The following is a 14,142-nucleotide window of genomic DNA, read 5'->3' as shown; positions in this document are numbered from 1 at the left end:
TGTTCAAATACTTAATCTTACTAATCTACTCTAATCGTAATCACTGATACATTATCATATCCACCGGCCTTGTCGGCAGCCTCGCACAGCATGTCGGCATCGGCCTTCTTCTCCAGCAGCGCCTGCACGTCCTCGTCGGCCACCATGTCGGTCAGTCCGTCGCTGCACAGCATGAACGTGTCGCCCGACTCCACCTCACCGGTGATATTCGCCATATCGATATAGCTCTCCGTGCTGCCACCGCCGATGCAGTTGACAATCTGACTGGAGTGGGTCTTCAGGCCCAGCACATTACTGAGCGAGTGGTCGGTGGTGAGCTGTGTGAGTTCGCCCTGATGCAAGCGGTACAGACGGCTGTCGCCACAGTTGACCCAGTAATACTGTCCGCCGTAATACAGAAAAGCTACGAGCGTGGTGCCCATGCCACGGTAGATGGGGTCTTCCTTACCCTTGGCCTCTACAGCCAGACACATGCTCTTCAGCCAGTTGTCCATAGCCTGACGCAGGTTGCCCTCGGTCATGTTCAAAGGCAGGTCGTCAAAGAAAAAGCGCAGATTGGTCAGGGAGTCCTCGCTGGCCACCTCGCCACAGTTATGTCCGCCCATGCCGTCGGCAATAGCCACGAGCAGACGGTTATCTGCTTTAGTCGTGAAACTGGTTTTATAGACATCATTACGCAACAGTTCTGAACCGATGAGGATCATGTCCTCATTGTTTGTCCTCACACATCCTACTCTGCTTGATGCTGATATATGAAAATGTGCCATTTCTACTTATTTAATTTACACTAATTACTACTTTCAACACCACATTGGCTATGGTGACGATATCTCCATTCTTGATAGACATCTCTACGTCGGGCTGCAGACGGTGGTCGTTGAGCTTGGTGCCATTCGACGAACCACGGTCGGCTATACACCAGCCGGACTCAGGACGGAACAGCAGCTGCGCATGCGCACCCGATACGTAGGCCTGCGTCTTGAAGAAATGCATATACGGACCCTGCTTGCGGCCTATGACAGCCCCGTTGATACCCACGATGCGGATGCCCAGCGAGTCGTTGAACAGCTGCAGCTGAGGCAGTCCGCCACCACCCATGGTAGGTGTGCCGGGGATGCCGCCACGCTGACTGACCGATACCGAGCGCTGGGAGATGCCACGCATAGACATCTGGCGCATAGACACAGACATCGATACATTAGAGGTCTCCTGACGCTGCTTGAACTCGTCGGCCAGCAGCATCATGCCACCACAGGAGGTGCAGCGCCGGCCTATACCCACACGGCCGCAACGCTCACAATATGCTAAGGCTTTTCCGCACTGGTCACAGTAACAGGAATCGTCTTCTATCTCTTCTTTACAACTAGGACAAATAATCATGTTCTAAGAATTTTCGGTACTTACTATTCCGCTTACTGACGGTCCTTGAAGTCCTCAGGCTGGATAATCTGATAGGTCTCCTTGGTAACGGTCTCAGGCGGCATGTTGGACACACGGATAGAGAGCTGCTGAATGGTCTCGTCGAGCAGGTTGCGAATCTCGCGGGCGTTGCCGAAGGTCTCGTCCTTGACCTCGAGCATCTGGCTGATGACATCCAGAGCCTTGAACTCGGCTGCAGGCGACAGCGTGTACTGCTGTTTCTCGGCCATCTTCTTGAAGATAGCCAGCAACTCGTCTTGTGTGTAGTCCTCGATATGCAGTTTATAGGTGAAACGACTGGCCAGTCCGGCATTCATCATCAGGAACTGCTCCATCTTGTTCTGATAGCCAGCCACGATAACCACGAACTTACCACGGTCGTCCTCCATACGTTTCATCAGGGTGTCGATAGCCTCCTTGCCGTACTGGTCGTTCTGGTCAGACAGCGTATAGGCCTCGTCGATAAAGAGGATACCACCCATCGCCTTGTCGCACATGGCGTTGACAATCTTGGGCGTCTCTCCCATATATTTTCCTACCAGCGTAGCACGACTGGCTTCGATGACATTGGATGTGGGCAGCACCTCCATGGCCTGGAGCACCTCACCCATCTTGCGTGCGATAGACGTCTTACCCGTACCGGGATTACCCGTCAGGATGAAGTTCATCGTCATCTGCTGCACACTACCAGCACCCATGGCGGCACGCTGCTTGATAAACATGCTCTGCACGGCCAGGCGGCGGATAGCATTCTTGACGGAGCGCATGCCGATGAAGTCGTCGAGCTCGGCCAGCACCTCGTCGAGCGGACGTGATGATGTGCTCTGAGCCATGGGCAGGTCTTCCACGGTCAACTTGTACATATCCTCGAACTGGAATCCGTCGGCCACATCGTCGCATACCTGCACATCGGGCTGACTCATCTGACGGACCAGTCGCTCGCTCTGGCGCTCCACGGTCTGGTCGAAGATACGGCGGGCCTCACGCGCATTGCCGAAATTCTTGTCGCGACGCAGGTAGAGCTGTTCGAACTGACGATGAACGGCAGCACGCATCTCCTCGTCGAGCACGAAATTCTTGCCCGTAGCCATGTTGACAAATATCTGCGTGAGTTCGTCTGGATTGTAGTCCTCGAAATGGATGGTCTGGGTGAATCGGCTCTTCAAGCCCGGGTTCGCATCGATGAAGTCGTGCATCTGGTCGGTATAGCCCGCCACGATACAGATAAACTTACCGCGGTCGTCCTCCAGGCGCTTCAGCAGGGTGTCGATGGCCTCGTTGCCAAAGGCATCCTGATCGTTGGACTTCAACGTGTAGGCCTCGTCGATAAACAGTACGCCACCGATGGCAGAGTCGATGAGCTGGTTGGTCTTGATAGCCGTCTGACCAGAGAAGCCAGCCACCAGCTTAGAGCGGTCGGCCTCTACGAGCTGGCCGCGCGACAAGACACCCAGCGTCTTGAAGACATCGGCCATGATACGCGCCACGGTGGTCTTACCCGTACCGGGATTACCCGTGAACACATAGTGCTTGCCCTGGAACGTATTGGTCTCGCCACGCTTGATCTGCAAGGTGAGGAAGGCAGCCAGACTGGTAACCTCTTTCTTCACAGACTCCAGACCAACCATGCCGTCGAACTTCTTCAGGCACTCAGAGCAGTCGACAGCCTTGGGCTCCTCGTAAGGTATATCCTGCGACTCGATGGTCACCAGCTGCTCGTCAGACATAGCCGAGATATCGCCCTTCTGCAATCGGCCGGCCTGACGCTTGCATATCTCGTCAAAGAGCTGGCGCATAGTACGACCGTTGGCGAAGTCCTTCTCGCGCGTGTCGTACATCTCCTTAATCTTCTTACGTGCCAGTTTCTCGGCCTCGGGCGAGAAGACATACTGCTTGCCCTTGGCAAACATCTGCATAATCTGATAGAGTTCGTCGGGCGTATAGTCTTCCAGGTTCAGGAAATAATTGAAGCGGCTGCGCACACCGGGATTGACGCGGAACAGGTTGTCCATCTCCATGCGGTATCCGGCAGCAATCACCACGAACTTGTCGCGATCGTCCTCCATACGCTTCATCAGCGTCTCCAAGGCCTGCGCACCCTGGGCATCACGCTCGCCAGAGGCGCTGACAGGTGCCAGCGTGTAGGCCTCGTCAACAAAGAGGATACCGCCCATGGCCTTGTCACACAGTTCGTTGACCACCTTAGGCGTCTCGCCCTGATACTGGGATACCATCTTAGAGCGGTCCACCTCGACCACATGACCTGAGTCCAGATAGCCGATGGCGGCGAGGATTTCGCCCAACTTACGGGCGATGGTGGTCTTACCCGTACCGGGATTACCCGTGAGCACGGTATGCATGGAGATTTTCTGAGCCTCGCCCAGTCCGCGCTCCACACGCTGCATATTATTCTGGACGGTATAGGCCATCTCGCGAACGGCCTGCTTCACCTCGGTCATGCCAATGAAGGAATCCATATCCTTGAGGATATCGTCGAGCGTGCGCTCCTCGGGCACATAACCCTTGATATCGTCTTTCTCGACAACAGACTCCTTGCTGCCACGACTGATAAACGACGAGAAGATATCCTCGGCCGTCTTCATAGCCAGATGGGCATTACCGAAGGTCTCGTCCTTGATCTTTATCTGATACTTGAAGTAGCGGGTCAACTGCTTATCGGCCTCCTCTGAGAAAGCGGTGATGCCGTACTTCGTCTTCAGCTGCATCTTCACCATGTCGCACAGTTCCTGACAATTGGGAACGGGCAGGTTGAACATGTATTTGAAGCGGTTCTTGACGGCGGGGTTGTTCTCCAGGAACTCCTCAAAACCCTTGGGCAGACCAGCCAGAATCACAATGGGATTACCCTCCCACTTGTCCATCTCCACAAACAGCTTGTCGAGCGGGTTCACCTGGTTTGAATACTTATCGGGCAACAGCTTCTGCACGTTATCAAAGAACAGGATACCGTCCTGGGCCTTCTTGATATTATCGTCCCACTGGTCCACAAAACGCTGATAGTCAACAGCATCCACCATGGTCAGTTTGGGTTTACTGATAATCTGATTCTGACAGAAATAATCACGGATAATCTCTGCCAAGGCCGTCTTACCCGTACCCGTCTCACCAACGATGATAGAGTTGACCGACAGGCGCACGGTGGTGATGTCCTTGCGTGTACGCAGATAAGCATAGGCGTCAACGATATTCTTCAGCTGCGACTTCACATCGTCCAAGCCCACAAGTTTATCGAGCACATGCTGCGACATCATGGGTTGGCCGCACCATTTGCAGAACTTGGCAATACTTCTGTTTTCCTTATGACAATGTTCGCATTTCATCGTACGCTCTCCTGTTGATTGACGTTTTTATTCTGGTGCCAGCCAATCACCTTAGGACTGAACAGACACAACTCAAGGATCATCACGATAACAAGCAGCATCCACAGCAGATAATGGATCACCGACTCACCCGATATAGAGTGGATCTGGTCGTCAACCTCATCGAGCACGCTGAAATGAGAAGCCTTGTATCGTTGTGACTTGGTCTTGAAGGTATAGTAAAGCGGTTCAAGAAGCGTGGACTTGATATCCTCCTTCTTGAGGGCCTCATTGATAAACTTGGAATCGGCCTTCTCATCACGGCTGAAGTCGGTGAGGCGGGCTACAATCACATAGATGATGGATATCAGGAACACAGCCAGATGGAATAACGACGGTGTGTGCTCGTTGACAAACTTCAAGGCGTAGTAAGGTGCGAACGACGTGGCAAGTCCGAAGCCGCCAAACAGCAGCGATACCAAGGCACCATAGCCACGGAAATAGGCTCGCACGGCCACGATGACGCCCGTCATGCCGCCCAGCGGATAGATAATCGTAGTGAGATGATGCCTGAAGAGATAGGTACGGTCGTCCAGTCCCAGGACGAATACCAGCAGGCACCACAGAGCAGCGAGGCCATAGAAGCCGAAACGGATGGACACATCACGATAGTGGGCCGACTGCCATTCACGGCGTACCTCGTTGACACGGGCCTTCGTCTCTTCCAAGGCCTTCGTATAACGGCGGTAGTAGATGCTCTGGGGATCCAGGTCGCCCAGTTTGAGCACCCAGCTCTCCAGTTCACGCTCATAACTGTATTCCTCCTCGAACGCCTGGGACGGGTCTTCATGATAGAATACCGAGAGCCATTGCATCAGGGAACCGTTGCGCAGTTCCACCTTGATCTGAGGCTGTTTCTTGGAATCCAGGCTACGGCCATCATTCAGCGTGACGCCACCTGAGATGAAATAGACGGGTTTGCCGCCCAGTATCTTACAGAAGCGATACAAGGCCGTATGGAGGTCGTAGGCACAGAGGCGCTCCCTGTTCTCCTCGGAATTCAGGTCAAAACATTTGTCGGCCTCTGCAATCAGCCCCTTCCAACCCTTATGCTTGGCATAGAAATAGAAGCGGTCGTTGGGATCCAGGAACTCCACCAGCTGCTCCCTGAGTTCATCGTCAGTAGCACGCTGCACCTTCACCAGTTCGTAGGCCAGGAGCATACCGATCTTCTCGGGCGTGTCAGCATCACGCAGGTCGTAGCCCACATTAGGCGCAATCTTATAGAGCACCTTATAGGCCAGGGCCTTGGAATATTCCTGTCCCTGCGTGAGATGTCTTACAGACTCGCACACAGCCAGGTCGGCATGTGAATACAGCCATGAGAGCAGACGTCCGTCGCACAAGGCGTGCCAGTCTTCCTCCCTGACCTTCTCATATCCGAAGGCACGGACAATATCCTGAACGGTAGACGACGGGAGGTAGGTGATGAAAGGTATGCCCTTGTCCAACTCATAGACCATACGCAGCACGCTGGTCTTTCCGTCGACATCAGGCTGGAAATAAGAACGGAGACGCGTCACGTCGCCATACTCCCTTGCCTCGAGCCACAGGAACAGGGCATCGTTGGGATTCAGCAGAAGGATGGAGTATTTCTCCTGATTGGCGAGCAGCGTCATCACGATGTCCGACACATCCGCGCACTCCTTATTATCTACGTCGATATATTTCAGCGTGGGCTCCATGGCGAAGCACGACGCCATATAACCAGCTTTCTGGTCGTTGGGGTAACGTACATTCAGGATATCCTTAATCAGGGTGGCCAGTTTGATGTTACCACTCTGTTCCAACCACTGTACGATGCGTCCGCTATAGAAATAATGGACAGCCAACTGCTCATTGGCAATCAGCATGGGCACCAGTTCCTTCACGTTCTCAGCAATCAGGTTGCGCTCGGGGTCAACCACGAAGCTCTGATAGCGCAGGAAAGGCGACGAGATATCTACAGCCACGTCTTCGCCCTTGAACCAGCGCTCCACCTCGTCGTATCCCCAACGGGTGTTCTCGTTCACGGAGGTAAGACCCTGGATGAGTCGCTTGACGGGATCGGGCAGCTCGTTCAGTCGAGGCAGACGACCCTCGTTCTTCTGTTTCATCATGGCACGCTCGTTAGAGCTCATCGGACTCTCGCCCAGCCATAACGTGAAGAGGGTCATACCGAGTGAGTAGAAGTCGGCTGCAAAGGTAATCTCCACCACGCCGTCGATCACATCGGTGTACATCTCAGGCGCCGCATAGATAGGCGTACGGGCCTGCGTCGTACGGAACGACTTACCCTCGGTCTCCTGTATAGAAGAGATACCGAAGTCGCCCAGCACCAGTTCCTGTTGCTCCTTGTCACGGAAGAAATAGTTGGTGGGCTTGACGTCCTTATGCAGCAAGTGGTTCTTATGACAGTAGGCCAAGGCAGCAGCAGCCTGGAGCGTCAGTCGGCGGAAACGGTTGTAGTCGCCATTGATCTTCACATCCTTCAGGGTGCCACCCTTCAGGTACTCCATCAACTCATAGTAGCGGTTCTTACCGTCTACATACGTACGACCGTAGTCCTGAAGGTCAACAATCATCTCGAACTGGAACGAGCGAACCAGCTGGAGCAGTTTCTTATTGATATCGAAATTGGGGTAATAGAGCTTCAGCACATACTCCTTACCCTCTCTCTGAACCAGATAGACCTGAGCCTCACCGGAGTTATCGCTCAGACAGGTCACCAGTTCATAGTCCAGTCCCTTCAGACTGAAATACTGAGCCGACGACTCGTTAGCGCCGTTGCGCGATGCTGGTCCTTCAGGACGCATGGTGGTCTCTCCCGAGTTTTTCTCTTTCATCCCCACGATGGTAGCGTCATCACCCTCGGGCAACTTGTTACCATAAATCATGGTCTTGTCATCGCCACCATAGACCATTGTCTTGTCGTCGTTGTAGACCATCGTCTTATCGTCGCTGATAACGTCATCGTTGACGGCGTCATCATCGTTGGCATTTGCCTTGTTCTTATCGGCAAAAACCATCGTCTTATCGTCGTCAACAGGGTCAAGGTCACGATTCATCACCATGGTCTTGTCGTCCACAACGGGGTCGTCGTCGAACACGTCGGTTTTATCGAAATCGTCTGCCATTATTTATCGTCCTTAATATCCTGCTTTGAATTATGTCCCAGTATCACCCATTTGCCACCCATCTGAGGTTTGGCACAGCCACAGGGACTGGAGTGAAGGGCACTCTTATAGTTACATTTCCAGGCCAGTCGCACGCCCGACGGTTTCTGGGCCATCGCATAGTTTCTGACCGTGGCCGGCGAGGGATCCTCGGGGATGGCCATTCGGTTGAGCAACTCAGCCAACTGGTCGAGCTTACGGCTCTTCATGTCAGCCAGTTCCTCCTTGGTCACGCGCTGGCGCTTAGGCACAGGCTTCACGTCGATATGCTGCCCCTTGTCCTCGGCCAGCAACGTGAGCACGCGCTTGCGCAAGCCCTGCAGCTCATCATCGCGCATCTTGTCCTGCTCGGTCTCGTAGGGCAACTGCATCTGCAGCTCGTCGTACTCCTGGGCAATAGCCACCAGTTCCCTGTACTCAGGCATCTGTCGTACCTGCTGCAGCATGGCACGCGCCTGGTCGGTCAGGGGGCGTCCGCATTGCTTACAGAAAGAGAAATCGTTGAGCGTATGGCAAGCGGGACATACAATACCGCCACGAGGCTGTCCGCACTCAGGGCAGTAGACATCCTGCTCGTTAAAACTTGCGCCGCAGAAAGAGCACACATCCGTCTTGATATAATGATGACATGCCTCACAGAAATCGGCATCCGGGTCTATCTCACTACCACAGTTGGGGCAAACGCCCGTGATAAGGAAAGCACCACACAGCGCACAGTAGGTGGCATCGGGATCATTGACAGTGCCACACTTAGGACAAGGAATGCCATTGGCATTCGCCGTCTGTCCCTGCATCATCTGCTGCATCTGGGGAGTTTCGTTATCTCGAGACCTGAACTGCTCGCGCTGTAGTTCTTGTTCTGAATTAAGAAATTGTTCGTCAGCCATTAGAATATTTATTAATTTGTCTGCAAAGATAGTTAATCTTTATCATTCTGACAAATAAAATGAAGAAAAAATTGAAATGTGAGTCAGTAAAATCTTAACGCCAATCAATATCAGGATGATACCGCCCAATAATTCAGGGCGGATGCGCCTTCTCACGGTCTCGCCAAAACGAAGTCCCAACAGGTGGCCAAACACACTGAAAAAGAAGGAAGCCAGACCAATCCAGACAAGTGGTTCCAGGAGGAGCGACATGGAGGAATAGCCAGTAACGGCAAAGGAGATGCCCACGGCCAGCGCATCTATACTCGTGGCCACAGCCAGGAGGAGTTGGGTGCGGAGTTTTCGTGGATTAAAGAAATGCTGTTCCTCAGGCTGGAACGACTCATAAATCATCTTGCCGCCCAGAAAAGCCAGCAGACCGAAAGCCACCCAATGGTCGTAGGCTTCAATATAATGGGCAAAATAATTCGTGGCGAGCCATCCGAAAAAAGGCATCATCGCCTGGAAAAGTCCGAAGAGGAAGGCAATACGGAGAATCACAGGCCATTCCCGCCGGCCCTGAATCACACCACTGGCTATCGACACCGTAAAACAATCCATGGCCAACGCCACGGAGAGCATCCATATATCAAATAGATTCATCATGAGACCTATACTCTTTCTACCTTCATTTTGTAGCGGCCATCCGCAAATTCTATTCTCATCACACGCACCATCTCGTCATCGGTTGGCGTCAAGGCCAGGGCCACATGTCCCATGGTACGGCGTAAATTAATTTCCACACAAGGATGCAGCAGGAAACGCTCACCCTTGACCACCATCATATCAACCCCGAAAGGTCCGGCATAGCCACCCTTGAGGATGGCCGGCAGACTACTGCAAATATTTTCCTTAATACTATCAAGCAATTCAATTGATATATAACGGCTTATCATTTCACGCTTTTTATTTTCTGTAGCCAGGATATTTCCCGTATAGGCACCGTTTGCCGTATGGAAAAGCGAGAGTCCCAAGTAACGGATACTGCCATCTTCACCGGCATAGAACTCCATGCCAAAATCCTTCTCTTTGTCAAAAAATGGTTCAGCCATCACAGAGCCCTGCGTCGCAAACAGATTGCGCAGCCATCCGGCCTGATGCGTGGTAAAATTGGTACTGTTCACAAAGCGCAATCCCCTGCCACTCGACGACCAGGGAGCCTTGAGAACCAGTCGGCCGTAACGCTCCAGAAGCAGGCGAATTTCTTCTTCCGTATGACACTCGAACGACTCGCCTACCGTACCTTCACATTGCAGCAGCGGAAGGAGTTGGGCTGAGGTGCGGCGATGCGACAACTGACGGATAACGTCCAACTGAACATCCGTGGGCAACAAGCGCTCGTCTGCCCCACTCCGCTTCAGACGGGCCTTCAGGGCCACATCCCATCCCCAGGGCTGGATTTTCGTGATGTCCGACGAGGGATTTTTATTTTCCCAACGAGGGAGGAAATTTTTTCTGACCGGCGCGTAATCCTTCAGTTGCCTGTTGACGGCATGAAGAAAACGGTCATAGTCGTAGGCGGCACGTTCAGGATTATCAACAAGAACGCTGTCTCCCTCTTCAGCCCACAAGGCCGGAATAAAGCCCAGGTCATGGCGCAACTGCCGACCGGCATGAGGCGCGGTGAAGTTGGCGAGATTGGCTGCAAGGGCGATATCGTGTTCAGGATTAAATATATGTAAAGTCATATTCTCAATTTTTCGGCAAAATTACTCAAAAAATCGCAAACTTATTTGTATTTATAAAAAAAAAGTGATACTTTTGCAGAATGTAATACATAATATTATACAAATAGACTAAAAACAATAACCAATGATGAATATACCTATTGCTTTTTGGCTCGTTCCAATTGCCTCAGTAGTGGCCCTTGGCATGGCCTACAGTTTCTTCCGCAGCATGATGAAGGCGGAAGAAGGCACGCCCCGTATGATAGAGATTGCCGGTCACGTAAGACGTGGCGCAATGGCCTATCTGAAACAGCAGTACAAAGTGGTGTTGATTGTTTTCATCATCCTTGCCATCATCTTCTCTGTGATGGCCTATGGCTTTGGTGTACAGAACCCATGGGTACCGTTTGCTTTCCTGACGGGCGGTTTCTTCAGTGGACTGGCAGGTTTCTTTGGCATGAAGACGGCTACCTACGCCTCAGCCCGTACGGCTAACGCAGCCCGTAAGAGTCTGGATGGCGGACTGAAGATAGCCTTCCGCAGCGGTGCCGTTATGGGACTCACCGTAGTGGGCTTGGGACTGCTTGATATCGCAGTATGGTTTATCATCCTGAATTATTTTGATCCCGACGGACTCATCTCCATCACCACCACGATGCTGACCTTTGGCATGGGTGCCTCAACACAGGCGCTGTTTGCCCGTGTGGGCGGCGGCATCTATACGAAAGCTGCCGACGTAGGCGCTGATATCGTGGGAAAGGTGGAAGCCGACATCCCCGAGGACGATCCACGCAACCCCGCCACCATCGCAGACAACGTAGGTGACAACGTGGGCGACGTGGCCGGCATGGGTGCCGACCTGTATGAGAGCTACTGTGGCAGTATCCTCTCTACAGCAGCCCTGGGTGCCGTAGCCTTTGCCGCTTCCGGCGAGATGCAGTTGAAAGCTGTCATCGCCCCCATGCTGATAGCTGCCGTAGGCGTTTTCCTGAGTATCTTCGGCATTTACCTTGTCCGCACCAAGGAAGGTGCCACGATGCGCGACCTGCTACACTCGTTGTCGCTGGGCACGAATGTGTCGGCCGTCTTGATTGCCGCGGCTACCTTCGGAATTCTCTATCTGCTCCAGATAGACAACTGGCTGGGGCTCTCGTTCTCCGTGATTACAGGACTGGCCGCAGGTGTCATCATCGGACAAGCTACGGAATACTATACCTCACATTCCTATAAACCCACGCAGAAAATCTCGGAGGCTGGTCTTACGGGTTCTGCCACGGTCATCATCAAGGGTATCGGCACGGGAATGATGTCAACCTGCATCCCCGTGGTCACCATCGGTGTGGCCATCATGCTGAGTTATCTCTGCGCCAATGGTTTTGTGATGGACATGAATGCCAGCGCCCTGTCGCAAGGTCTTTATGGTATCGGTATTGCTGCCGTGGGTATGCTCTCTACGCTGGGTATCACCCTGGCTACGGATGCCTACGGTCCTATTGCCGACAATGCAGGCGGTAACGCTGAGATGAGTGAGCTGGGTGAAGAGGTGCGCCACCGTACGGATGCACTCGATGCTCTTGGTAACACCACCGCCGCAACCGGTAAGGGGTTCGCCATTGGTTCTGCCGCCCTCACGGCCCTGGCCCTGCTGGCTTCCTATATCGAGGAGGTGAAGATTGCGATGCACCGCTCTGGCGATATCATCGTGAACCTGGCCGGTGAGGAGATTGACGCTATCAACGCTACCATACCCGACTTCATGAACTACTTCCAGGTGAACCTGATGAACCCTCGCGTGCTGGTAGGTGCCTTCATCGGCGCCATGGCCGCCTTCCTGTTCTGTGGACTCACGATGGAGGCTGTGGGACGTGCCGCCCAGAAGATGGTGGAAGAGGTGCGCAGACAGTTCCGTGAGATCAAGGGCATACTTGAAGGTACAGGCACGCCCGACTATGGTTCTTGCGTAGAGATATCCACACGTGCCGCCCAGCACGAAATGATTGTACCGTCGCTCCTGGCTATCGCCATTCCTATCGTCGTTGGCTGTGTGCTGGGTATTGCCGGTGTGCTGGGACTGCTCGTTGGCGGACTGTCGAGCGGGTTCACCCTCGCCGTGTTCATGGCCAATGCCGGCGGCGCATGGGATAATGCCAAGAAGATGGTAGAGGAAGGCAACTTCGGCGGCAAGGGTTCGTTTGCCCATAAGGCCACCATCGTTGGCGATACCGTAGGCGACCCCTTCAAGGACACGTCGGGCCCATCGCTGAATATCCTCATCAAACTGATGTCGATGGTAAGCATCGTGATGGCCGGACTAACGGTGATATTCTCGTAGAAAAAAAATAATCCGTTAAATCCGTTAAATCCGTTAAATCCGTTAAATCCGTTATCGAAAATAAACGAAATATAAAGTAAAAATTAGATAAACATTATGCCAACAAAAATTCTTAGTGTCGATGACGAGATGGACCTCGAGTTGCTCTTGACACAATATTTCAGAAGAAAGATCCGTAAAGGAGAGTACGAGTTCCACTTTGCTCACAATGGTGTGGAAGCACTGACCATGATGCTTCAGCACAAAGATTTTGATATCATACTGAGCGATATCAACATGCCGGAGATGGACGGACTGACGCTGCTAACGAAAATCAATGAGATGCAGAACCCTGCCATGAAGTGTATCATGGTGAGTGCCTATGGCGACATGGGGAATATCCGTCAGGCCATGAACAACGGTGCGTTCGACTTTGCCACAAAGCCTATAGACCTGGACGACCTGAGTGTCACCATTGAGAAGGCTATCGAGCAGATTAATTATATCAAAGAGTCACAAAAGGAGCACTCGCAACTGGAGTCGCTGAAGACCGACCTGGCTGTGGCTGGCGAGATACAGCAGGCCATACTGCCCAGGGTGTTCCCTCCGTTCCCTGAGTTTGAGGCTATCCTCGACGTGGCTGCCTCGATGACACCTGCGAAGGACGTGGGTGGCGACTTCTACGACTTCTTCCGCATTGATGAAGACAGGATTGGATTCGTGATGGCCGACGTGAGTGGTAAGGGTGTGCCGGCAGCCATCTTCATGGCTGTGAGTCGTACGCTGATACGTGCTATCGGCATGCAGGGCATAGCACCCAACGAGGTGATGACACGGGCCAACGAACTGCTCTGCAAGGAGTCGGTGAACTGCATGTTTGTCACCGTGTTCTACGCTATCTACAACACGAAGACGGGCGAGGTGAACTACTGTAACGCCGGGCACAACTCGCCCTACCTGCTCCATGCCAGCGGACAGGTGGAGGCGCTGCCTATGAGCAATAACTGCATGATTGGTGCTATAGAGGGACTGGACTTCAGCGCCAACACGCTGCAACTGCAGCAGGGCGACATGCTGGTGATGTATACCGACGGTGTGAACGAGGCCGTGAACAATGCCCTGGAGGAGTATAGTGAGCCCCGACTGAAACAGACGCTGGAGGCGCTGAAGGGACTGAACTGTCAGGAGACCATTAGCAATATCCTGGCTAGTGTGAAGGCCTTTACCGACGGCGCACCTCAGAGTGACGACATCACCTTATTATCATTTAAACGAAAGTAAAAA

The 14,142-nt window shown here is 52.9% G+C and carries 9 protein-coding genes; 2 read left to right on the top strand and 7 right to left on the bottom strand.

The genetic code is table 11. The annotated features are described in order from the left end of the window. Positions 1 to 20 precede the first annotated feature (20 nt). From L6468_RS06430 to L6468_RS06400, 7 genes are read right to left on the bottom strand one after another with little or no spacing between them, the layout of a single operon-like run. Positions 21 to 725: a PP2C family protein-serine/threonine phosphatase gene (locus L6468_RS06430; protein ID WP_237796551.1), complete on the bottom strand. Its 705-nt coding sequence runs from the start codon at positions 723 to 725 to the stop codon at positions 21 to 23. A 52-nt stretch (positions 726 to 777) separates the two neighbouring features. Next, complete coding sequence (locus L6468_RS06425) at positions 778 to 1,380, bottom strand: double zinc ribbon and FHA domain-containing protein (RefSeq protein WP_091818721.1); 603 nt, start codon at positions 1,378 to 1,380, stop codon at positions 778 to 780. 32 nt (positions 1,381 to 1,412) lie between these two features. Beyond that, positions 1,413 to 4,760, bottom strand: coding sequence for an AAA family ATPase (locus L6468_RS06420; protein ID WP_237796550.1), 3,348 nt, complete (start codon positions 4,758 to 4,760; stop codon positions 1,413 to 1,415). Then, the gene (locus L6468_RS06415; RefSeq protein ID WP_237796549.1) at positions 4,757 to 7,915 is read right to left on the bottom strand and encodes a serine/threonine protein kinase; all 3,159 of its coding nucleotides are present in this window, start codon (positions 7,913 to 7,915) and stop codon (positions 4,757 to 4,759) included. Before L6468_RS06415 ends, L6468_RS06420 begins: the two co-directional genes overlap by 4 nt. Continuing rightward, entirely contained in the window at positions 7,915 to 8,841 is a 927-nt protein-coding gene (locus L6468_RS06410; protein ID WP_237796548.1) for a zinc ribbon domain-containing protein, read from the bottom strand. Before L6468_RS06410 ends, L6468_RS06415 begins: the two co-directional genes overlap by 1 nt. Positions 8,842 to 8,883: 42 nt before the next feature. After that, a complete protein-coding gene (locus tag L6468_RS06405; RefSeq protein ID WP_237796654.1) occupies positions 8,884 to 9,483 on the bottom strand; it encodes a manganese efflux pump MntP in 600 nt (199 codons plus the stop codon). Positions 9,484 to 9,491: 8 nt separating this feature from the next. Then, a complete protein-coding gene (locus L6468_RS06400) occupies positions 9,492 to 10,568 on the bottom strand; it encodes a hypothetical protein (protein WP_237796547.1) in 1,077 nt (358 codons plus the stop codon). A 124-nt stretch (positions 10,569 to 10,692) separates the two neighbouring features. Between L6468_RS06400 and L6468_RS06395 the strand changes: the two genes are divergently transcribed. After that, positions 10,693 to 12,879, top strand: coding sequence for a sodium-translocating pyrophosphatase (locus L6468_RS06395; protein WP_237796546.1), 2,187 nt, complete (start codon positions 10,693 to 10,695; stop codon positions 12,877 to 12,879). A gap of 96 nt (positions 12,880 to 12,975) precedes the next feature. Then, positions 12,976 to 14,139 (top strand): PP2C family protein-serine/threonine phosphatase, encoded by a 1,164-nt coding sequence (locus L6468_RS06390; protein ID WP_091818726.1) that lies wholly within the window; start codon positions 12,976 to 12,978, stop codon positions 14,137 to 14,139. The last annotated feature ends 3 nt before the right edge of the window (positions 14,140 to 14,142 follow it).

This window comes from Prevotella communis (assembly GCF_022024115.1).
GTDB lineage: Bacteria > Bacteroidota > Bacteroidia > Bacteroidales > Bacteroidaceae > Prevotella > Prevotella communis.
This window is presented reverse-complemented; position numbering and strand designations above follow the sequence as displayed.